The 20,405-nt window shown below is 66.5% G+C and carries 21 protein-coding genes and 1 tRNA gene; 13 read left to right on the top strand and 9 right to left on the bottom strand.

From position 1 onward, the window contains the following. Window positions 1-30 precede the first annotated feature (30 nt). The 4 genes from B9Y64_RS03065 to B9Y64_RS03080 all read right to left on the bottom strand — a co-directional run bounded on the left by B9Y64_RS03065 (window position 31) and on the right by B9Y64_RS03080 (window position 2,771). Window positions 31-813 carry a serine/threonine protein phosphatase gene (locus tag B9Y64_RS03065; protein ID WP_100439454.1) on the bottom strand — a complete coding sequence of 261 codons (783 nt, stop codon included), beginning with the start codon at window positions 811-813 and terminating at the stop codon, window positions 31-33. 77 nt (window positions 814-890) lie between these two features. Beyond that, entirely contained in the window at window positions 891-1,868 is a 978-nt protein-coding gene (locus tag B9Y64_RS03070) for a beta-ketoacyl-ACP synthase III (RefSeq protein ID WP_100439455.1), read from the bottom strand. A gap of 91 nt (window positions 1,869-1,959) precedes the next feature. Then, window positions 1,960-2,154, bottom strand: coding sequence for a 50S ribosomal protein L32 (gene rpmF / locus B9Y64_RS03075; RefSeq protein ID WP_004154640.1), 195 nt, complete (start codon window positions 2,152-2,154; stop codon window positions 1,960-1,962). A 107-nt stretch (window positions 2,155-2,261) separates the two neighbouring features. Then, window positions 2,262-2,771, bottom strand: a complete 510-nt coding sequence (locus tag B9Y64_RS03080) for a YceD family protein (protein ID WP_100439456.1) — start codon at window positions 2,769-2,771, stop codon at window positions 2,262-2,264. A gap of 113 nt (window positions 2,772-2,884) precedes the next feature. On the opposite strand from B9Y64_RS03080, the gene B9Y64_RS03085 reads away from it, so the two are divergent. Further along, on the top strand, window positions 2,885-3,454 hold the full coding sequence (locus B9Y64_RS03085) for a Maf family protein (RefSeq protein WP_100439457.1): 570 nt from the start codon (window positions 2,885-2,887) through the stop codon (window positions 3,452-3,454). A gap of 51 nt (window positions 3,455-3,505) precedes the next feature. On the opposite strand, the gene B9Y64_RS03090 is transcribed toward B9Y64_RS03085, so the two are convergent. Continuing rightward, window positions 3,506-5,341 carry a glycosyltransferase family 39 protein gene (locus B9Y64_RS03090; RefSeq protein WP_100439458.1) on the bottom strand — a complete coding sequence of 612 codons (1,836 nt, stop codon included), beginning with the start codon at window positions 5,339-5,341 and terminating at the stop codon, window positions 3,506-3,508. Window positions 5,342-5,383: 42 nt separating this feature from the next. Here B9Y64_RS03090 and B9Y64_RS03095 point away from each other — a divergent pair, with 42 nt between their 5' ends. The 4 genes from B9Y64_RS03095 to B9Y64_RS03110 are packed head-to-tail and all read left to right on the top strand — an operon-like array spanning window position 5,384 to window position 9,750. After that, on the top strand, window positions 5,384-6,337 hold the full coding sequence (locus B9Y64_RS03095; RefSeq protein ID WP_100439459.1) for an AAA family ATPase: 954 nt from the start codon (window positions 5,384-5,386) through the stop codon (window positions 6,335-6,337). A 23-nt stretch (window positions 6,338-6,360) separates the two neighbouring features. Then, a complete protein-coding gene (locus B9Y64_RS03100) occupies window positions 6,361-7,284 on the top strand; it encodes a DUF58 domain-containing protein (protein ID WP_162292364.1) in 924 nt (307 codons plus the stop codon). Further along, on the top strand, window positions 7,277-9,226 hold the full coding sequence (locus B9Y64_RS03105; RefSeq protein WP_100439461.1) for a transglutaminase TgpA family protein: 1,950 nt from the start codon (window positions 7,277-7,279) through the stop codon (window positions 9,224-9,226). Before B9Y64_RS03100 ends, B9Y64_RS03105 begins: the two co-directional genes overlap by 8 nt. Further along, a complete protein-coding gene (locus B9Y64_RS03110) occupies window positions 9,223-9,750 on the top strand; it encodes a Slp family lipoprotein (RefSeq protein ID WP_014036182.1) in 528 nt (175 codons plus the stop codon). Before B9Y64_RS03105 ends, B9Y64_RS03110 begins: the two co-directional genes overlap by 4 nt. Window positions 9,751-9,836: 86 nt before the next feature. Here B9Y64_RS03110 and B9Y64_RS03115 read toward each other — a convergent pair whose 3' ends face one another. From B9Y64_RS03115 to dnaX, 4 genes are all read right to left on the bottom strand, one after another. Then, window positions 9,837-10,196 carry a histidine triad nucleotide-binding protein gene (locus tag B9Y64_RS03115; protein ID WP_014036181.1) on the bottom strand — a complete coding sequence of 120 codons (360 nt, stop codon included), beginning with the start codon at window positions 10,194-10,196 and terminating at the stop codon, window positions 9,837-9,839. A gap of 67 nt (window positions 10,197-10,263) precedes the next feature. Continuing rightward, window positions 10,264-10,863, bottom strand: coding sequence for a recombination mediator RecR (gene recR, locus B9Y64_RS03120; RefSeq protein WP_154262515.1), 600 nt, complete (start codon window positions 10,861-10,863; stop codon window positions 10,264-10,266). A gap of 81 nt (window positions 10,864-10,944) precedes the next feature. Further along, window positions 10,945-11,265, bottom strand: a complete 321-nt coding sequence (locus tag B9Y64_RS03125) for a YbaB/EbfC family nucleoid-associated protein (protein ID WP_100439463.1) — start codon at window positions 11,263-11,265, stop codon at window positions 10,945-10,947. 6 nt (window positions 11,266-11,271) lie between these two features. After that, window positions 11,272-13,326: a DNA polymerase III subunit gamma/tau gene (gene dnaX, locus B9Y64_RS03130; protein ID WP_100439464.1), complete on the bottom strand. Its 2,055-nt coding sequence runs from the start codon at window positions 13,324-13,326 to the stop codon at window positions 11,272-11,274. Between the two features lie 144 nt (window positions 13,327-13,470). Between dnaX and B9Y64_RS03135 the strand changes: the two genes are divergently transcribed. The 8 genes from B9Y64_RS03135 (at window position 13,471) to B9Y64_RS03170 (ending at window position 20,399) form a co-directional block, all read left to right on the top strand. Then, window positions 13,471-13,563: transfer RNA gene (locus B9Y64_RS03135), tRNA-Ser, on the top strand. Between the two features lie 736 nt (window positions 13,564-14,299). Beyond that, on the top strand, window positions 14,300-14,629 hold the full coding sequence (locus tag B9Y64_RS03140) for a hypothetical protein (protein ID WP_157804478.1): 330 nt from the start codon (window positions 14,300-14,302) through the stop codon (window positions 14,627-14,629). Beyond that, the gene (locus tag B9Y64_RS03145; protein WP_100439466.1) at window positions 14,626-15,681 is read left to right on the top strand and encodes an OmpA family protein; all 1,056 of its coding nucleotides are present in this window, start codon (window positions 14,626-14,628) and stop codon (window positions 15,679-15,681) included. Before B9Y64_RS03140 ends, B9Y64_RS03145 begins: the two co-directional genes overlap by 4 nt. A gap of 538 nt (window positions 15,682-16,219) precedes the next feature. Then, a complete protein-coding gene (locus B9Y64_RS03150) occupies window positions 16,220-16,492 on the top strand; it encodes a pilus assembly protein (protein ID WP_100439467.1) in 273 nt (90 codons plus the stop codon). 190 nt (window positions 16,493-16,682) lie between these two features. Continuing rightward, complete coding sequence (locus tag B9Y64_RS03155; RefSeq protein WP_100439468.1) at window positions 16,683-18,134, top strand: pilus assembly protein TadG-related protein; 1,452 nt, start codon at window positions 16,683-16,685, stop codon at window positions 18,132-18,134. Then, entirely contained in the window at window positions 18,131-18,916 is a 786-nt protein-coding gene (locus tag B9Y64_RS03160) for a hypothetical protein (RefSeq protein WP_100439469.1), read from the top strand. Before B9Y64_RS03155 ends, B9Y64_RS03160 begins: the two co-directional genes overlap by 4 nt. Before the next feature lie 15 nt (window positions 18,917-18,931). Further along, window positions 18,932-19,747, top strand: coding sequence for a hypothetical protein (locus tag B9Y64_RS03165; RefSeq protein ID WP_100439470.1), 816 nt, complete (start codon window positions 18,932-18,934; stop codon window positions 19,745-19,747). Continuing rightward, window positions 19,731-20,399, top strand: coding sequence for a hypothetical protein (locus B9Y64_RS03170; protein WP_100439471.1), 669 nt, complete (start codon window positions 19,731-19,733; stop codon window positions 20,397-20,399). Before B9Y64_RS03165 ends, B9Y64_RS03170 begins: the two co-directional genes overlap by 17 nt. Window positions 20,400-20,405 lie beyond the last annotated feature (6 nt).

Consider the following 20,405-nt stretch of genomic DNA (forward strand, 5'->3'; position numbering starts at 1 on the left):
CAGGAAAAGGGATCTGACCCCGATCTGCCATCAGCAGAACAGCTCCAGCACGTCCAGGTGGCCGTCGGCGAGGAAATCCACGCACAGGCCCACCAGCACCAGCACGCCGGTGGTGCTGGCGCCGTGGGTGATGAAGATCGAATGGGCCAGCGCACGCGCTGAGCGGCCCAGCTTCATGCAGACCCTGGCCAGGCTGCGCAGGCGGCCACTGACCGCATGCACGTGCTCGCGCACCGGCGCCTGCGCTTCGCCCATCGCTTCGGCCATCATCGCCTGCAGGTGTTCGGGGCGATCGGCGTAGTACTTGGCCACGCCATAGCCGAACATCAGCCAGTCGCGGGCCTGCGCTTCGGGCAGATCCATCACTTCCAGCGGATCTTCCTCGAAATCGATGAAGCCGACCTGCTGCCCATCCCAGGTGAGATTGCGCGGCAGCGGCTGGCCGAAATAGGCGCCGCGGGCATGCGCCTCGGCAATGGCCTGCATCGCCGCCATCACCAGCCGATCGCGACCGGCCTCGTCGGCTTCGCGCAGACAGGTATTGAACGAGCTGCCGTTGTCGCCAATTACCAGCGCGGCATGGCCGGTGCCCAGGACATCAGGCACGTTCACACCCTGTGCCTGCAACTCCCTCAGGCGACGGGCTTCGGTTCTGCGCGCCGCATCGCCGCCGCGATGCGGTGGCGGGCGCAGGGCATCCAGATGGAAACGGCGGGCAACAAAATTGAGCAGGCCCAGGGCCATGGCCCGGCTTCCTTTGCCGTACTGCTTCAGCCAGGCACGTTGCCCTTCGATGACGATGGGCTCAACCATGACAGGTCCTCCTTAAACGCGTTACGGCCCCAGGGGGGCCGTAACGACAAAGCTTCACATTGTCGTAACTAGCGCTATCAATAGCGCAGCAGGGCCGAACCCCAGGTGAAGCCGCCGCCAAAGGCTTCCAGCAGCAACAGCTGGCCGCGCTCGACCTTGCCCGAACGCACGGCGGCGTCCAGTGCCAGCGGCACCGAACCGGACGAGGTGTTGCCGTGCTTGTCGACGGTCACCACCACCTGGTCCATCGACATGTCCAGGCGCTTGGCGGTGGCTTCGATGATGCGCAGGTTGGCCTGATGCGGGATCAGCCAATCCAGGTCGGACTTGTCCAGGCCGTTGGCAGCCAGGGTCTCGTCCACGACCGAGTCCAGCGCCTTGACGGCGTACTTGAACACGTCGTTGCCCTTCATGTTGATGGTGCCACCACCGTTGGCGCCGTCCTTGAAGCCGGTCGAAACGCCGACCGGGTTCCACAGCAGCTCCTTCTTGCTGCCGTCGGCATGCAGGTGGGTGCTGAGGATGCCGGTGTCTTCGTCGGCCTTGAGCACGACAGCGCCGGCGCCATCGCCGAACAGCACGCAGGTGGTGCGATCGTTCCAGTCGACCATGCGGGTCAACGTTTCGGTGCCGATCACCAGCACGTGCTTGCAGTCGCCGGAGCGGATGAACTTGTCGGCCACGCCCAGCGCGAACACGAAGCCGGAACAGGCCGCGTTGACGTCGAAGGCGGGGCACCCGGCCACACCGAGCTTGGCCTGGATCAGGCACGCGGTGGACGGGAAAATGAGGTCAGGAGTGGTCGTGCCGACCACGATCATGTCGAGCTGCGAGGCATTGATGCCTGCGGCTTCAAGCGCGCGCAGGGCGGCGTTGTAGCCAAGGTCGCTGGTGGTTTCGCCTTCGGCCGCGATGTGCCGTTCACGAATTCCGGTGCGCGACTGGATCCACTCATCCGAGGTTTCGACCATTTTTTCCAGGTCGGCATTGGTCAGGACTTTTTCCGGCAAATAGCTACCGGTGCCCGCGATCCTCGAATAGATCCGCTTGCTCATCATGTTTCCTGTTGCGCGGGCCGCCGATCACCGGCACGCCCGGGAAAGAAGGCAAAGGCCGCCGCCCGGAGGCAGCGGCCTTCCCGGCACATCAATCTTCTTCGACGGCCGAGGTCTTGGTCTGGATGACCTTCTTGCCGCGGTAGAAACCATCGGCAGTGATGTGGTGACGCAGGTGCACTTCGCCGGTGGTCGGGTCGGTCGACAGCTGCTTGGCGCTCAGGGCGTCATGGGCACGACGCATGCCGCGGCGGGACGGGGTGACACGGGATTTCTGCACAGCCATGGGATTGCTCCAAACTCGGTTCGATTTGCTTCGTCGTATCGTCGCGCAGGACGCCAGCGCCCAGCACACTTTCGCTTTCGCCGCAGCCGCCGACGACAATCCGGCTGCTATTGTTTCTTCAGTGCTGCCAACGCCGCAAACGGGTTGGCCTTCTTCGTTTCTTCTTCGCTCGGTGCCCAGTCCTTGTCGACTGCCTCACCGTCGGGCGACAGCGGCACCACAGGCACCGCCAGCACCAGCTCGTCCTCGACCAGATCCAACGGACGCAGCTGGCCGTCTTCCGGCACCAGCAACGCCTCGTATTCCTCCGGCAGGGACGATTCCTCGTCCTCGTCGCGGATCAGGCCAAGCCTCTGGGTCATCTTCACCGGCAACAGGAATCGCTGCATGCTGCGCTGACAGGTCAGCGGCAACGCGGTGTCGATGGTCAGTTCCACATAGGATACCCGCAAGACGTCGTCGCGACCGAATTCAAGCGAGTAGACACACTCGCCGTCGGTATCTGCGACCAACCCCTGCAGGCGGGTCAATTCAGCCAGGGAGACCTGGCCGTCGAAGCGCCTTCGCGCTACAACCATCCGCCAGGCATCCAGCGTTTCGGGCACGTTCGCGGACATAAGCCGCTGAATACTAAGGATCGCGTTGCCCGCTGTCAAATGCCCGCCATACAGGACTTGCCGCTGGCGCCGTGGACGGGCCAGACTGCCGCGCCCTGCCCCGGTATTGTCACATGTCACTGGTCCTGGCCTCCACCTCCCGCTACCGCCGCGAACTGCTGGAACGGCTGGGCCTGCCCTTCGACTGCGCACGCCCGGACGTGGATGAAACCCCTCTGGGCGCCGAGCCCCCGCTGGCCCTGGCCACGCGCCTGGCCGCCGCCAAGGCGGCCGACGTGGCCGCCCGCTACCCGGGCGCCTGGGTGATCGGCTCGGACCAGGTAGCCGACCTGAACGGGCAGCCGCTGGGCAAGCCAGTCACCGTCGAGGCCGCCTGTGCGCAGCTGACGGCGATGTCCGGGCAGACGGTGCGCTTTCACACCGCGATCAGTCTCAGGCGGGATGGAGAATCCCTCGCCGCCCAGGATCTGACCGAAGTACGCTTCCGCACGCTGAACCCGCAGGAGATCAGCCGCTACGTCGCCGCCGAGCAGCCACTGGACTGCGCCGGCAGCTTCAAGTGCGAGGGCCTGGGCATCAGCCTGTTCGAGGCGATCGACAACCGCGACCCGACCGCGCTGGTCGGCCTGCCGTTGATCGCGCTCTGCGGCCTGCTGCGCCAGGCGGGCTTCGTGGTGCCCTGAAACGATGGAGCCGAGCATCGGCTCGGCTCTACATCTACATGGCCAGGGGCTTCAACGAACCTCGAACGGCTGTTCCTGCCACTCCTCCACACTGCCGTCGCGCCCGTGCAGGCGCAGGCCGAGCCAGTGCCGGCCCGGCGCCAGCGTGGTGGTATCCAGCGATGCGTCGAAGCCCACGGCCGGATGCTGCGGATCGGTGCTGTCCGGCCATGTCTGGCGGATGTCGAACGCGCGCCCGTATCGGGCATCACCGATCGGACGGCCGTCGACCTGCATTTCGATGCGCGCCAACCCGACGCCGTCCTTGAATGCCCACCCCTTGATGGCGAGCGTTCCAGAGACCACCTCACCATTGGACGGCGCATCAAGCCAGGCCATCGCCGGCGTCACGCACGGCCCCTGCGCACGCTGCACCGGCAGCCGGAACAGCAGGAACCGCTGGAAACCATGATCGCTGCTGACCACGCGCGGCGCCGGCAGCGGCCCGACCTGCTCGCAGAGGGTGTGATAGCGCGCCAGCAGATCGCGGTAGCGCTGATCGCTGGGTGACAACACCAGCAGCATCGGTGTACTGCGCGGGCCCTCGTGCAGCAGGTCCCACTGCGCCAGCTGCGCGGTCCGCCCATGCTTGTCGTTGAGCGGATGCGGCAACACCTCGATATCACCGTTGCCCAACTGGAAGCCCAGTTCGGCACCGACCTTGAAGTTGCCCGCCAGAACGCGCGTGCCCGGCGGCATCTGCCGCAGTTCGTCGCGCACCGCCACAGCCAGTGGCTGCCAGCCGGCAAAGTTGCGCGGGTAGTACTTGCTGCCGGCCATCTGCTCGCGCAGTGCCGGCGTGGACGCCATCAGGTAGTAGCCGAAGGCCAGTACGGTGCCTGCGGCCGCCAGCCACCAGCCGGTACGGCGCACCCAGCGCGGCCAGCCGTTGAGCACCACCGGCACGGCCACCAGCAGCGCCAGGTAGCCCGGCAGCGGCCAATGGAAACTGATCCGCTCGACATCGGTGAAGAAGCCCAGCAGGAAGATGCCCAGCGTCGACACCCCGCCCACCAGGCCGAAATAGCGCCACTGCACCCGCGCACCACCACCGCTGCGGGTACCCGCCAGCGCGACCTTCCACATCGCGATGCACAGGATCGGCGTCACCAGCATCGGCTGGATCACCAGGAACCACAGCCCCTCCCACTCGAAGGTCCACGGGTGGCGCTCGACCACCTGGAACTTCAGGCCGGCATCATGGTTGTCCGCATTCCACGCCAGCAACGGCAGCCAGGCCAATACGCCCACCGCCAGCGCCACCCATACGCGCGGGTCGGCCAGCATGCGGCGGCCCTGCGGCAAGGCCAGCAGCGCAATGAAGCCGACACCGATGACACCAATGAAACGGTAGTGGCTGAGCGCACCGATCAGCAGGCCCAGCGCCAGCTTCATCGCCGACGACGCATCCACGCTGTGCAGCAGGCGCGCACCTGCATGCAGGCAGATCACCGCGGCCAGTGCCATCGGCACATCCGGCACCGCCAGCAGGCCCAGCGTGGCCGACAGCGGCATCAGCAGGGTGAGGCTGCCTGCCTGCCAACCGGCCACGTTGCCGAACCAGCGCGTGGCGGTGCGCACCACCAGCAGCGGCAGCAGCGCACCGATGGCCAGGAACGGCAGGCGCAATGCGAGTACGTGATGGCCACCGATCTCCACGCCCAGGCGTGCAAGCCACGCCGTCAGCCCCGGCAGATCGGAATAGGCAGCGGCCAGGTGCTGGCCTTCCTGCCAATAGAACGCCTCATCGACGAACAGCGGCAGGCGTGCGGCCACCACCAGCTTGGCCGCTGTGATCAGCGTCCACAACCAGAGAAAAATTGTCCGCGCGCGCTGTTCGCCTTGCATTGCTCTATGGATAATCGAATGGATTCCAGACCTGAGACGATCATGCCAGCCTCGTCCCCCAATCCCAGCATGCTAACCGATCAACTGCGCCACGCCCTGCGGGAGGCACAGGATCAGGTGAACGCACTGGTGCTGGGCAAGGTGCCGGAAGTCAGGCTGGCCTTTGTCGCCCTGCTTTCCGGCGGCCATCTGCTCATCGAGGATCTGCCCGGGCTGGGCAAGACCACGTTGGCGCATGCATTGGCCAGCAGCCTCGGCCTCAGCTTCCAGCGTGTGCAGTTCACCTCCGATCTGTTGCCGGCCGATGTACTGGGCGTGTCGGTGTACGAGGCCGGCAGCCGCCAGTTCCAGTTCCACCCGGGACCGGTGTTCACCCACGTACTGCTGGCCGATGAGATCAACCGCGCACCGCCGCGCACGCAGAGTGCGCTGCTGGAAGCGATGGCCGAGCAGCAGGTCACCCTGGACGGACAGACGCATCCGCTGCCCGACCCGTTCTTCGTGATCGCCACGCAGAACCCGGTCGACCTGTCCGGCACCTTCCCGCTGCCGGATTCGCAGCTGGATCGTTTCCTGCTGCGCCTGGCGATGGGCTACCCCAGCGCACAGGCCGAGCGCGAGCTGCTGCGTGGCAGCGACCGCCGTGACCTGATCGCACGCGCCGTGCCAAAGCTGGACGACACCCAGGTGCGCGCGCTGCGCGAAGCGGTTGGCCAGGTGCATGCCAGCGATGCGCTGATCGACTACGTGCAGGCACTGCTGACCCGTAGCCGCCAGCATGCCGGCGTACGCGTGGGCCTGTCACCGCGTGCCGGACTGGCCCTGCTTCGTGCCGCAAAGGCGCATGCGCTGCTGCTCGGCCGCGGGCATGTGGTGCCCGAAGACGTGCAGACCCTGTTCGTGGCGGTGGCCGGCCATCGCCTGGTGGCGGAGGCCGAATCCAGCTCCGGGCCCGCGCTGGCGCGGGCAATCCTGCAGACCGTCGCGGTGGACTGAAGGTGGCCACGCGCTGGGCACGCATGCAGCTGCTGGCACGCCCACGCAGGCCCGAAGCCTTGCCGCAGCGACTGGACCGCCATCGCATCTACGTACTGCCGACCCGCTTCGGCCTGTTCGTTGCCACCCTGCTGTCGGCGATGCTGCTGGGCGCATTGAACTACAACAACAACCCGGCCCTGCTGCTGGCCCTGCTGCTGGCCGCAGCGGCGATCGCCAGCGCCATCGCCGCGCACCTGCAGCTGTCCGGCATACAGATCGATGCAATCTCCGCCGAACCGGTACCGGCCGGGCATCCCCTGCGCCTGCGCGTGGATCTTTCGCTGCGCGACCCGCGCGCGCGCCATGGGCTGCACCTGCAGCTGGGCGGAAGCGAGGCCTGGGTTGCACTGCCCGCACACGGCCGCGGCGAAGTGGAGCTGGATGTTCCCAGCGAGCGCCGCGGCTGGCTGGAACTGCCCCGCATCCGCCTGTCGAGCACGCAGCCGCTGGGGCTGGTGCGGGCATGGTCGTGGGTGTGGCCGGAGCAGCCGCTGCTGGTCTATCCACTTGCCGAGGCACTGGCACCGCCACTTCCGGAAAGTGGCAGTGATCCACTGCACACCCGCGCCCATGCCAGTGGCGATGAGCTGCACCAGCTGCGCCCCTATCGTGCCGGCGACGCCCCGCGCAGCATTGCCTGGAAACACTCGGCACGCCGCGACAGCCTGCTGGTGCGCGAATACGAGAAGCCGATCGGCATCGAAGTGGTGCTGGACTGGCGAACGCTGGCACCGCTGGGCCATGAAGCACGCATCGCGCGGCTGGCACGCTGGGTCGACATCGCCGAGCGCGAAGGCCGCCGCTATACGCTGCTGCTTCCGGCCCATCCACCGTTCGGGCCCGGCCAGGGCGCCAGCCACCGCCACCTGTGCCTGCGCGCACTGGCATTGATGCCCCATGACTGAGCCCGCCATCCTGCTCGACCGCAACGCCCGCAGCTGGACCCTGGCCAGCGCAGCGCTGGCGCTGCTGCCACTATTGCTGCAGCTGCCGCCGGTGCTGGCCAGCGTGATCGCGATCGCCGCCGTGCTGACCGCTGCACTGTCGTGGCGGCGGGTGCTGCCGATGCCGGTGCGCCTGCTGCTGGTGCTGGCCATGCTCGCCACCATCGTCTGGCAGATGGGCATGGTGCGGCCAGGCCGCGATACCGGTTGTGCACTGCTGGCGGCGATGCTGGCGATCAAATCCAGCGAGCTGCGCAACCTGCGCGATGCGCGCAGCCTGCTGGGCTTCGCGCTGTTCTCGCCCTTCGCGGCCTTCCTGCTCGACCAGGGGCCGCTGACCACCGCACTGGCGGCGCTGGCCGCGGTTGTCGCTCTGATTGCCCTGCAGCGCCTGGCCCAGGACGAAGGCCACAGCCCGCGCCTGCCGCTGCGCGGGCAACTGCGTGGTGTCAGCCGCCTGCTTGGCATCGGCCTCCCGCTGGCCCTGGCCTGCTTCTGGTTGTTCCCGCGCTTGTCCACGCCGTTGTGGGGCGTACCCGAGCGAGCGGTGGGTACGCCCGGCCTGGCTGACAGCATGGCGCCGGACCAATGGCTGGACCTGATGGCCGACGACACCCCGGCGCTGCGCGTCCAGTTTTTCGGCGCGGTACCCGAGCCCGCGCAGCGCTATTGGCGCGGCCCGGTGCTGACGTCGTTCGACGGCCACCGCTGGACCCGCGATCGCACGGCGGCCCGGCGCCCCGCCCCCGTGGTCGAAGCCGCCGCACAGGGATGGGACTACCAGATCGACTACGAGCCCACCGACCGTCGCCTGCTGGTGGCACTGGACCTGCCCAGCCGCGCGCCGGAGGGCAGCAGCTTCGATGCCGACATGAGCCTGCGCAGCGACCGTACGCTGTCCGCGCTCAGCCGCTGGCGGATGCATTCGGCGCCTCCGCAACGGTTCGATACCGATCTGTCGCCCTCTCTGCGCCGCGCCGCGTTGCAGCTTCCGCCCGGCTTCAATCCACGCACCGCCCAGCTCGCACGGCAATGGCGGCAGGAGGCTGGCAACGATGACGAGGCTGTCGTCCGCCGTGCGCTGCAGTGGATCACCCGCGACTTCTCCTACACGCTGGAAACGCCGGTGGCGGGGCGCGATCCGGTCGACGACTTCCTGTTCAACTACAAGGCCGGCTTCTGCCAGCACTTCAGCTCGGCCTTCGTGGTGCTGATGCGCAACGCCGGCATTCCGGCCCGGGTGGTGACCGGCTTCGCAGGCGGCACCCGCAACCGCATCGGCGACTACTGGGTGGTACGGCGCATGGATGCCCACGCCTGGGCCGAAGTCTGGCTACCGCAACGCGGCTGGGTCCGGGTCGACCCGACCGCGGCCGTGGCACCGGAACGCATCCTGGACACGCTGGACGACCGCCTGCAGGGCGGCACGGATACCCCGCTGCAGCAGCGCTGGCTGCAGCTGGGGCAGATGGGTGACTGGCTGCGCCGCGGCTGGAACGACCTGGTGCTGTCCTTCGACGCACGCCGCCAGCAGCAACTGCTCAAGCCGTTCGGGCTGGATGACCTGGGGCCGGCGCAGTTGGTAGCCGGCTTCGTGGTCGCGGCCCTGCTGGCCCTGGCGTGGATGGCCTGGCTGCTGGCCCGCGGCGAGCGCGAGCGCGACCCGCTGCTGCGCGCCTGGCATCGGCTCGGGCAGCGTTATGCGCGCCTTGGCCTGGCCCGCGCGCCCCACGAGACCGCACGCGACTGGTCACGACGGGTGCACGCCCAGCGCCCCGACCCGGCCCTGCTCGCGCTCAGCCAGCGTTTCGCCGACGCGCGTTACGCTGGAACTTGCACCGACCTCGCTTCATTATTGCGGGACCTGCGCAGGCATCGCCCGACTTCCGGAGCCTCCCCATGAACACCAAGTTCCTCCTCACCGCTGTGGCCACGCTGGCCCTGTCGGCCTGCGCCACGGCCCCCAAGCCGCTGCAGGGACAGTTCAGCCTGGTCTCCCCGCGCGACTCGGTCGCCACCCAGCAGGTCGGCACGCCGGTCCGTTGGGGCGGCCGCATCATCGAAACCAAGCCCGGCCAGGGCGAGACCTGCTTCCAGATGATCTCGCGCCCGCTCAATGCCAGTGGCCGCCCGAACACCACCTCGTCCGACGCCAGCGACGGCCGCTTCATTGCCTGCCGCGCCGGTTTCTACGACCCGGCGGTGTTTGAAGCCGGCCGCGACGTGACCTTCATCGGCAAGATCGACGGCTACCAGAACACCCGCATCGGCGAGTACGACTATCGCCTGCCGAAGCTGTCGGCCGATGTGATCTACCTGTGGCCGGAACAGCGCCAGGTCGATGTGGTGCCCTACCCCTATGGCCCGTGGGGCCCGGGCCCGTATGGCCCTTATTGGGGCGGCTATGGCCGCTGGGGCTGGTGGTGATCGCCAGCCGCCACGCGTGATGAAAAAGGCCGCCCGAGGGCGGCCTTTTCCATGGTCTGCATCCGCGCGCCGCGCGGATGCACGCATCACCGCCCCGGCGTACCGAAATGCCCCAGCGGCGCACCCGCCAACAGGTGCATGTGGATGTGGAACACGGTCTGCCCGGCATGCTCGCGGCAGTTCATCACGATGCGGTAGCCGTCCTGCGCGAAACCCTCGCGGCGCGCGTACTCGGCGGCGGCCAAGGCCAGCTTGCCGATCAGGTGCGCCTGCGATGGCTGCAGGTCATCCAGGGTCGGGATGATCTCGTTCTTCGGAATGAACAGTACGTGCACCGGCGCCTGCGGTGCGATGTCCTTGAAGCCCAGCACCTCGTCGTCCTCGTAGACGATGGTGGCCGGGATCTCGCGACGGATGATCTTGCTGAAGAGGGTTTCGTTGCTCATGGTCGGCCTCGGCGGGAGTGTCTTCCGCATTGTAGGCCGGCCGCGCCGGGCGATGCCCGGGTGGCACTCAATCGCGGAATTCGCTGCGCGTTCCGAACGCGTGCGACAGCGTGCCGCGATCAACGTATTCGAGCTCGCCGCCGAGCGGCAGGCCCTGCGCCAGCCGGCTGGGCTGCACCTTGCGCGCACGCGCCAGCTGCGCAAGGTAATGCGCGGTGGCTTCGCCTTCGACGGTGGCGCTGGTGGCGATGATCAGCTCCTGCACCTCCCCTTCGGCCAGCCGCTGCTCCAGCTGCTCCAGGCCCAGCTCGCGCGGGCCGATGCCATCGAGCGGCGACAGTCGGCCCTGCAGCACGAAGTAGACACCGCGGAAGCCGGTGGCGTTTTCGATGGCCAGGCGGTCGGCCGGCGATTCGACCACGCACAGCTGGCTGCGCTCGCGGCTGCTGTTGGCGCAGGTCGGGCACAGCTCGGTTTCGCTGAAGTCGCGGCATTGCGCGCAGTGGCCGATACGTTCCACCGCCAGGGCCAGCGTTTCGGCCAGGCGCTGGCCACCTTCGCGCTCGCGCTCAAGCAGGTGGTAGGCCATGCGCTGCGCCGTCTTCTGGCCTACGCCAGGCAGCACCCGCAGTGCGTCGATCAATTGTTCAAGCAGGGGTGCGGACACGGCGGCATGCTTCATGGCGTCGAGCAAGCTCGACGGCTACAGGTTCTGTGGCACCGGCCTGCGCAGGTGCCACACTGAAGGTCAGAACGGCAGCTTCATGCCCGGCGGCAGCTGCATGCCGGCGGTGGCCGAACCCATCCTCGACTTCGACTCGGCATCGATCTTGTTCGAGGCATCGTTGAAGGCGGCGGCGATCAGGTCTTCCAGCATCTCCGGGTCGCTGGCCAGCGACGGGTCGATGCGCACCTTGCGACACTCCTTGGCGCCGGTCAGGGTCACGCTGACCATGCCACCACCGGCACTGCCGGTCACTTCGATCTTGGCGATTTCTTCCTGGGCCTTCTGCAGGTTCTCCTGCATCTTCTGGGCCTGCTGCATCAGTTGGGCGATGTTTCCGCGCATGGTGTCTTACTCGTCAAAAGAACGGATGGAATCGGAAACAACCCGGGCGCCGTGCTGCTGGATCAGCACCTGCACTTCCGGGTCGTCCATGAAAACGGCCTCTGCCACCTGCTGCCGCTCGCCACGCTGGCGGTCGGCACGCTGATGCAGGGTCTCGGCCGGAACGTGTTCGGTTTCCACGGTCTCGACCACGATCTTCGGCGCCTGGCCCAGGGCTTTCTGCAGCATCTCGCCCAGGGCAGCCAGCGCACGCTCCGACCGCAGGTATTCAAATCCGGGCGAAAGGCCCAGTTTCAAGGTCCCGTGCTGGCAGCTGATGAAGGCGGCATTGGCAGCCAGCTGCCGCGAGGGGCCGCTGAGGCCACTGTTGGCGACCAGGTCCAGCCAGTCTTCGGCAGTGGCCAGCTCGCTGACACCTTCCTGCGGCGAGGCAGCGGGCGCCGGGGCCGGTTCGGCCGGCGCAATGGCAATGCCTTCGGCGCGGAACGGGCGCTCCGGCGGCGCAGGCTCAGCAGGGGGCACGGCGGGAGCCGGCGGTTCATGCCAGGGCGCGACCATGGCGGCGTCCGGGCCAGCCATCTCGGCCGCCAGGGCCTCGTCACGCGCCTCGGCTTCGTCGGTGGCCCACGGTGGCACATCGTCGCCTGCCTGTGCAGCGATGGCAGACGCCGGCGTCTCGGCCTCGGCCTTCACCGGCGGCGGCGACACGGGCTCTTCCACCGGAACCGGCTCGGGCTCAGGCGTCGGATCCGGCTCGGGTTGCGGGGCCGGCTCGGGTTCGGGTTCAGGTTCGCGCGGCGCAGCCTGCACCGGAGCGGCCACCTGCGCCGCCACGGCCGGGCTGGCCGAAGCAGCAGCGGCCGGCGTCGCTTCATGGGTACCGGCACCGGCGCCACCACCGGCAGCGTTGCCGCCCGGCGCGCCGCCCACCGCACCGTCGACTGCCTTCGGCACCGCCGGTACCGCTGCGGCCGGACGGAACGCCAGCATGCGCAGCACCGTCATTTCAAAGCCCGCGCGCGGGCTTGGGGCCAGCGGCAGGTCGCGGCGGCCATTCAAGGCCATCTGGTACCAGAGCTGCACCACTTCCGGGCGCAGGCACTCGGCGAATGCGGTGGTATCCAGCCCTTCCGCGGCGGCAGCACCCGGCACCAGCTGCTGCACCTGGATACGGTGCAGCCCTTCGGCCAGCGCTTCCAGCACGCCACCCCAGTCCGGCGAGAATTCAGCCAGCGCCGCCACCACCTGCAGCAGGCGCGGGCCATCGCCCTCGGCCAGCGCATCCAGCATCGCCGCCACCTGGGTGCGGTCCACGGTGCCCAGCATGGTGCGCACCACGTCCTCGCGCAGCGCGCCGCCGGCATAGGCGATCGCCTGGTCCAGCAGCGACAGGCCATCGCGCAGGCTGCCGTCAGCGGCCTTGGCCAGCTGCACGATGGCGCTGGCGTCGGCCTCGATCTCTTCCGCTGCCAGGATGCGGGTCATCTGGCCCTGGATCTGGTCTTCGTCCAGGCGCTTGAGGTTGAACTGCAGGCAGCGGCTGAGCACGGTGACCGGCAGCTTCTGCGGATCGGTGGTGGCCAGCAGGAACTTCACGTGCTCCGGCGGTTCTTCCAGCGTCTTCAGCAGTGCGTTGAACGCCGCCTTGGACAGCATGTGCACTTCGTCGATCAGGTAGACCTTGTACTTGCCGCGCGAGGGCATGTACTGCGCGTTCTCGATCACCTCGCGCACGTCGTCCACGCCGGTGTTGGACGCGGCGTCGATCTCCAGCAGGTCGATGTAGCGGCCTGCGTCGATGTCCAGGCAGGCCGCACACTGGCCGCACGGGTCGGCGCTGGTGCCCTGCTCGCAGTTCAGCGACTTGGCGAAGATGCGCGCGATGGTGGTCTTGCCCACGCCGCGGGTACCGGTGAACAGGAACGCGTGGTGGACCCGGCCACTGTCCAGCGCGTTGCTGAGCGCACGGACCACATGCTCCTGGCCCACCAGCTCGGCAAAACGCTTCGGACGCCACTTGCGGGCAAGGACGAGATAGGACATCAGGCCACCGTTTTCCATCGGATGTTCCATTGTGCCATGCCTGTCCAGCCCCCTCGCCAACAATGCCCATGGATGCGCCCCCCGATCAGGGTGCTTGTGTCCGGCCGCGCCGCCCGCTAGAATCTGCGCCCCTGCTGAGGCGTTTGCCGATGGCAGGGATCCGGAGAGGTGTCCGAGTGGTTGAAGGAGCACGCCTGGAAAGTGTGTAAGCGTCTAAACCGCGCTTCGGGGGTTCGAATCCCCCTCTCTCCGCCAGACAAATGAAGAAGCCGCCCTCTGGGCGGCTTTTTTATTTGGCTGGCGGAGAGCATCGGGCGAGAGAAGCCCTGCCGGGGTTCGACGGTTCTGCAGGAGCAGAACCGGACCGCCGAAGGCGGGTCCCGGGGCGCAACGCGCACCGGGATCGGGTGCATGGATGCACCCGACAATCCCCCTCTCTCCGCCAGATAACTGAAAAAGGCTGCCTTCGGGCAGCCTTTTTCAGTTATCTGGCGGGGGACGCGAAGTGCGCTGCGCGCGCTTCGCCCCAAACGTTGCTGCGCAACGTTCGGGCCCCTCCCCTTGCCGGCCTCTCCCCGCCCCTGTCGGGGCAGCCCCTCAACAGAGGGGCTTGTTGCTCCAGATCCATCAGTGGATCCACGCCACGCGTGGATGCCCGGCCGACCTCATCTCGCAGAAGCCCCTGGCTGGCGACGCGAAGTGCGCTGCGCGCGCTCCGCCCCAAACGTTGCTGCGCAACGTTCGGGCCCCTCCCCTTGCCGGCCTCTCCCCGCCCCTGCCGGGGCAGCCCCTCAACAGAGGGGCTTGTTGCTCCAGATCCATCAGTGGATCCACGCCACGGCACACCGCTCTCCTGTCCACGCCCTGAGCGCGGGCCATGCCGTGGCGATGCAACGACACGCTGGCACTCACTGCCTGTTGCTATGCTCGGGCCACAGGGGATTGATGCCCGCTAACGGGCCGGATGAGGAACATCAACATGCGGTATTTCATGACGAAGCTAGTGATCACCTCCGCCTTGCTGATCGGCAGTGGCAGCGCAGTCGCACAGGGCGGCGGCGCGGCGCAGTTCGGCGCACTGGGTGGCACGCATGCAGGCAATGCCCTGGCGTGCGGTGCAACCCCGGAACAGGCCGCCAAGCTGCGCGCAAGCCACAAGGCGCAGGCAAAAACCGTATTCGGTGCCGAAGCAGGCTTCGACCAGGCCTATGACACTGCCGAAGCGCAGACGCAGAAGAAGATCACCGATGCCTGGAAGAAGGGCCAGTACAAGCCCACCAGCGAAGTCTGCAGCGAATTGATGAAGCAGGTGCGTTCATGATGCAGAAGCACGGATCAACGATGTCCACGGTGCGCGCGAGCCTGTTGGCTGCCAGCCTGGTGCTGGCACTGGGCGCCTGCAAGCGCTCTGGCGAAGCTCCCGCAGAGGGCGGCGCTTCATCGGCCGCGCCTTCCGGCGCCGCAGCAGAGCCCTCCCCCCAGGCCGCCTCGGCCACGGGTGGAAGCCAGAAAGCCAGTGCTTTCAATGTAGCGGAGCTGCCCGTTTCGCAGGCGACCATCGGCAGCTTCCCCTATCTCGGCCTGCCGCAGGGCTACGCCAGCCAGGACGTCGTGGACAGCGAATTCGATCGCGTGCCGTTCTGGACCGGCGATCGCGTGGAATGGATTGAAGGCAAGGTTCATTCTTCGGTACTGCAGAGCAACAGTGATCACCCGTACTCGCAGCTGGAACTAAGCCGCAACGTGCAGAGCCTGGTCGAGACCCTGGGTGGCAAGCGTATTTTCTCCGGCACCATTCCTGCCGATGCATCGCGCGACATCGGCAACAGCAAGGCGGCGACCACCTATGTCGGCGGCATCGGCGATATCTACAACGAACCCGCAGAAACCTATGTCATCCATCGCGAAGATCGCGATATCTGGGTTCACCTGGGCTCGGGTGGAAACTCCGGCAGCCTGCTCGTCGCAGAGACAAAGCCAGTGCAGATCACCGCAAAGGTCATTGAAGCCGATACGCTGAAGCAGGCACTGGACAGCAGTGGAAAGGTATCCATCCAGGTGAACTTCGCAACCGACGCCGCCGAGATCCTGCCCGATTCGGAGCCGCAGATCGCGCAGGTCACCAACCTGTTGAAGGCCGACCAGCAACTTCGTCTTTCCGTGGAAGGGCACACCGACAACAGCGGCAGCCAATCGCATAACCAGACACTCTCGCAAGCGCGCGCGGAGTCGGTACGCAATCGCCTTGTCGGCAGCGGCATCGCAGCCGATCGACTGACGGCCAAAGGCTACGGCCAGAGCCAGCCGGTCGCCGACAATTCAACCGAAGATGGGCGTCGCGCCAATCGTCGCGTGGAGCTGGTCAAGCGCTGATATCGCGACGACGGTGCTGCGCTGTCGCAATCCGGAAAAAGCACATGCCCTGCATGTGCTTTTTTCTTTTCCACGACACAGGGTCATCCGTTTCATTGCGGATCCCGCGGAGTAAATGCATTCGGATTGCTGATCCGATTCAAATACGGAGCAGACCCCGCACGCATCACTGTGATCGCGCCAATATTCCGACACGCCGGACCACCTGCGTGACACAAATGTGTCAGTTGAGTGTTAATTTCATCAACCAAAATGGGCGCATCTAGCTCAAATTTGACGTGATTATGTGCAGGTAATTGTTAATCTGCAATACGAGTCACATTTTCAAATATTTCATTGCATATCGGGAAAACCTGACTTGTGTCGTCAATTTTCTGTCGATAGGCTTGGCCCCGTTCTCGAACAAGCGACAAATTTTCGACGAACCAGGGTGTGAGCTTCCTGTCTTTACCTCGCCCTGCCATTAATCAGGATCCCCCAGCGGACACGCCGAATATTCCGCACGCCCGGAGGATTCCTGCCATCAAGGAGGAAATACATGGAACGCAGCCGTCGTCACATCCGTTTTTCCCGTAAGCAGGCCGGTCAGGGCATGACCGAGTACATCATCATCACCGCACTGATCGCCATTGCCGCGATCGCGGCCGTTACCTTCTTCGGAGGCACGGTTCGCAGCCAGGTGGCGGGCATGTCGAAAGAACTGTCCGGCCAGAGCGCGACGCAGTCGATCAATCGCGCGAAGAACCAGTCCAACAGCGCCCAGCAGGAAGCTGACAAGACCAAGGGCATGGACGCGTACAACAACAAGTAATACCCCTGCCCTGGCGGCGTAACGCCGCCAGGGCCCTCCCAGCATAATTTCCCTGCGCGCACCGCACGCGACGCGCGACGGGCAGCCATGGCCTCCGGCCCAGGAATTCGTTATGCGCAGCGCATTGGCTTTGGCACGAAGCCGTGCGGCCCGGGGCGTTTCCAGCCACCGAACGGTCGCCGGCCAAGCAATGGTTCTCGGGCTGGCACTCATCCTGGTTCTGTGCATCGGGATTGTCCTGCTGTTCAACACAGGGCAGGTGGTGAACAAGAAGGTCGAGCTGGTCAACGCGGCGGACGCAGCCGCCTACAGCGTTGCGATCCAGCAGGCGCGCGCACTGAACTATGCGGCCTACATGAACCGCGCCCGGGTAGCCAACGAAGTGGCCGTGGCACAGACGATCAGCCTCTATTCGTGGCTGAACCAGATGCACACCACCTCGATCGTCATCCGCACCACGCTGGATGTGCTCTCCGCCATTCCCTACATCGGCGTGGTGTTCAAGGCACTGGCAACCGCCTTCAAGGTCGCCGAACGCATTCTCAAGGTCACCCGCCAGGCGTTCCAGCCTGTGGCGCAGGCAGCCATCATCGCCATCGACAAGCTCAACATGATGTTCGCTGCCTCGGTGCAGCTCGTCATCGAAGGCGTATCGCGGCTGGACAGCTACACCATCGCCAAGGATGTGCTGCAGCGGAACTCACCGCAGGCACAGCTGGGCACCATCGGAACCGCGGTGCTCGGCACGCAACTGGCCACGGCCGAGAACCGGCTGCTGCAGCGTTACAGCATTCCCCGCACCGCCAACGGTGGCTCGGCCACGCAGCGCCAGGGCGCTGATCGCTTCCGCAATGTGGTGATGCAATCGCGTGATGGCTTCAGCAAGAGCCGCAGCGATGACTTCCTCGGTTTCCTGGTGCAGTCCGGCGGCACCGACATGGTCGACTACAACCGATGGGCAGCGCTGGACACCATGGCCGTCGAGCTTCCGCTGCCGTGGCCGCTTCCCGATATCGACATCCCGGTCGGCTGGGGCGGCGCGCAGGCTGTGGAAAGCTATCGCAACCAGCGCTTCCTCAATGGCTTCGGCAACGGCAACGGCTGGTACTCGGACTGGGATCGCCGCCGCTACCGCCCGTACGGCGAAGCGGTGCGCCGCAATCGTGGCGCGGCGTGGATCGTCGACCGCAGCCAGGATGCCAACGTCCGCTTCGCCAACGGCCAGCATCGCAAGGCCTTCTTCACCGGCTACAACGGCCTGCGCGACTATCACGACGTCAAGGCCGGGCAGGCACTGCAGCCCTACGCCGACAATGATCGCGACCGCGACAAGGTCGGCCCGGTCTTCACCATCTATGCCGAGACCAGCGGCGCCAGCGCGCGTACCACCTCCGGCGCCGGCATCGGCGCTCCGGCCGGCTCGCAGATGGAACTGCCGGACAAGATGGCCAACAACAAGATCGCCGCACTCTCCTCCGCGCAGGTGTTCTTCGACCGTCCGGTGCAGCTGCGCATGTTCAGCCGCGATGACCGCAAGCGCGAAACCGGAAATCTGTTCAGTCCTTACTGGCAGGCACGACTGGTCAAGACCGATGCCACCACCAAGGCTGCCCTGGCGGCAGCCGGAGCCCTGATGCCATGACGTTTGCTGTTTTCAATCGCCTGCACCTGTCGATCGCCACACTGCTGATCAGCGGGTGTGGCAGCGCGGCGGACAACGGCGAGCCGGCCGCTGCCAGGAACATGCCGGGCATCCATCTTGACCAGATTGCCGAAACTCTGGTGGATGGCCGCAATGCTGCACGCACCAGCTACCAGCAGGCACTGAGCGACTGCCAGGCGGCCGGGTTGCCGACCCGCGCACTGGATGACGCCGACGTCGCCCGCCTGGGAACCGTCCGTTACGAAGTCTGGCTTTCCAGCAATGAGGAAGTGTTCCGTACGCGCGAGTGGCGCCTGCTCAACGATGGCCCGTCGACCAGCTGCCAGTTCCGGCTGGAAGCCACCGGCCTGCAGGAAACCCAGAGTGCCTCCGGCCTGGAGCAGGTCGATCTGGCAACGGGAGAGCGCAGCCAATCACCTGCCGACAGCGACGGGCTCACCCGCTTTGCCGCCGAAGCCGACGAAGGCACCGCCTCCCCGGGCTTCCAGCGCGCGGGCAACCGCAGGGTCGCCGGCCAACCGTGCAACGCGTGGAAGGACGAGAACGGACGGTTCAGCCAGTGCGTGTGGTCGGCCGGTGCCAGCTGGGGCTTCACTCCCGGCGCGCTGAACGACTACCGGCCAAGCCGCTACGCCATTGTCCTGGAGCAGGAGCCCCTGGACGGCAATGGCACCCGCCTGACCACGCAGCGCATGACGGTGGGCCAACCCTTTGAACGCGGCGACCTCGAGGTACCGCGCCAACCGTCCTCCCAACGATGACCTGCTGAGGTAGCCATGGACAGGGAACGCCCATTTAGCGGCGCGCGTCGCCAGCGCGGCCAGAGTCTCACCGAAGTCGCAGTGCTCTGCGCCGTGCTGGTGCCGATCTTCCTGCTGATCCCGATCCTGGCCAAGTACATCCACGCCCGCCAGGCCACCCAGCAGGCCGCGCGCGCGATCGCCTGGGAAGCCACCGTATCGCCGGACTACAGACTGCCGGCCAGCGGCCGCCAGCGCGATCTTGCCGTCGACCGCTACTTCGGGCGTGCCAACGATCCCATCGTCAGCCAGCCGCAGACCGGTGCACGCGATGCAGCCGTCGGCGACGTGCTGATGAACACCTTCTCCAACCAGCCGCTGGTGCGGCGCGGCGACCTCGCCCTGGTCTCCTACACCAGCACGTCGGCGGGCGGCATGATGAAGAAGATCGGCGACGTGACCTCGATGTTTGGTTCGTTCCCGCCCAACCGCAACGGCCTGACCCAGGCCCAGCTGCGGTTGGACGTGCAGGATCTGAAAAGTGCCAATGGCAGCGCTGCCGCCTACCTGGAACCTTTCGATTCGCTGGGCCTGAAGCTGCAGGCCACCCATGTGGTGCTGGCCGACCCCTGGAATGCCGCCGGCTCCGGGCTCAAGGTCAACTCGTCACGCTCGGTGATCGCGCAGGTCAAGCCGTTGGTGCCGTCCCAGCACATGGCGGGTATCGCCAAGGCATTTGACGGCCTCTCCGGCATCCCGATGATCGGGACGCTGAGCAGGCTTGATCCCGGCTACATCGCACCCGACGTGGTGCCTGTCGACAAGTTGCCTGCCTATGCGCCGTCGCGTTGACATCCTGGCGGCATTGGCCGCACTGCTGCTCGCCTGGCCGGCACTGGCCGCGTCCTGGCCCGACATTCCAGAGCCCGAAGGCGCGCAGAGCGAGTGGGTGGCCAAGGACATGCTCTACAACGGCCTGCCCATGCGGATCTCGCGCTTCACCTCCACATTGCCGGTGTCGTCCATCGTCGCCTATTACAACCGCGAATGGCCCGGCCAGACCGTGATCAACGAGGTCGGCGGCAAGACGGTGATCGGGCATGCGCACGGCGAGCACTACGTGACCATCGAGGTATCGGCCAAGGGCAGTGGCAGCCAGGCGCAGATCGGCATTACACGCCTGCTCAAGCGCAAGCCCGATGCTGCAGCCGGCGCCGATTTCCCCAAGCCGTCCGGGACGCAGGTGATCAACGACATCACCTACCTGGACACGCCCGGGCGCAGCCTGTCCATGGAAAGCACGCTGTCTCCGTTCCAGACCGATGCCTTCTACGCCAGCCGCCTGCCCGCGGACGGCTGGAGCCGCAGTTCCGGGCCCGCAGGGTGTTCGATGATCGCGCTGCAGTGCGTTGTCCGCTACAGCAAGGGCAGCCAGGAAATGACCATGACCTTCAACCGACACGAGCAGGGAACCTCGATTGTCGTCAACCAGTCGCAGCACTGAGACCAC

The organism is Stenotrophomonas maltophilia, from assembly GCF_002799245.1.
Taxonomy (GTDB): Bacteria; Pseudomonadota; Gammaproteobacteria; order Xanthomonadales; family Xanthomonadaceae; genus Stenotrophomonas; species Stenotrophomonas maltophilia_S.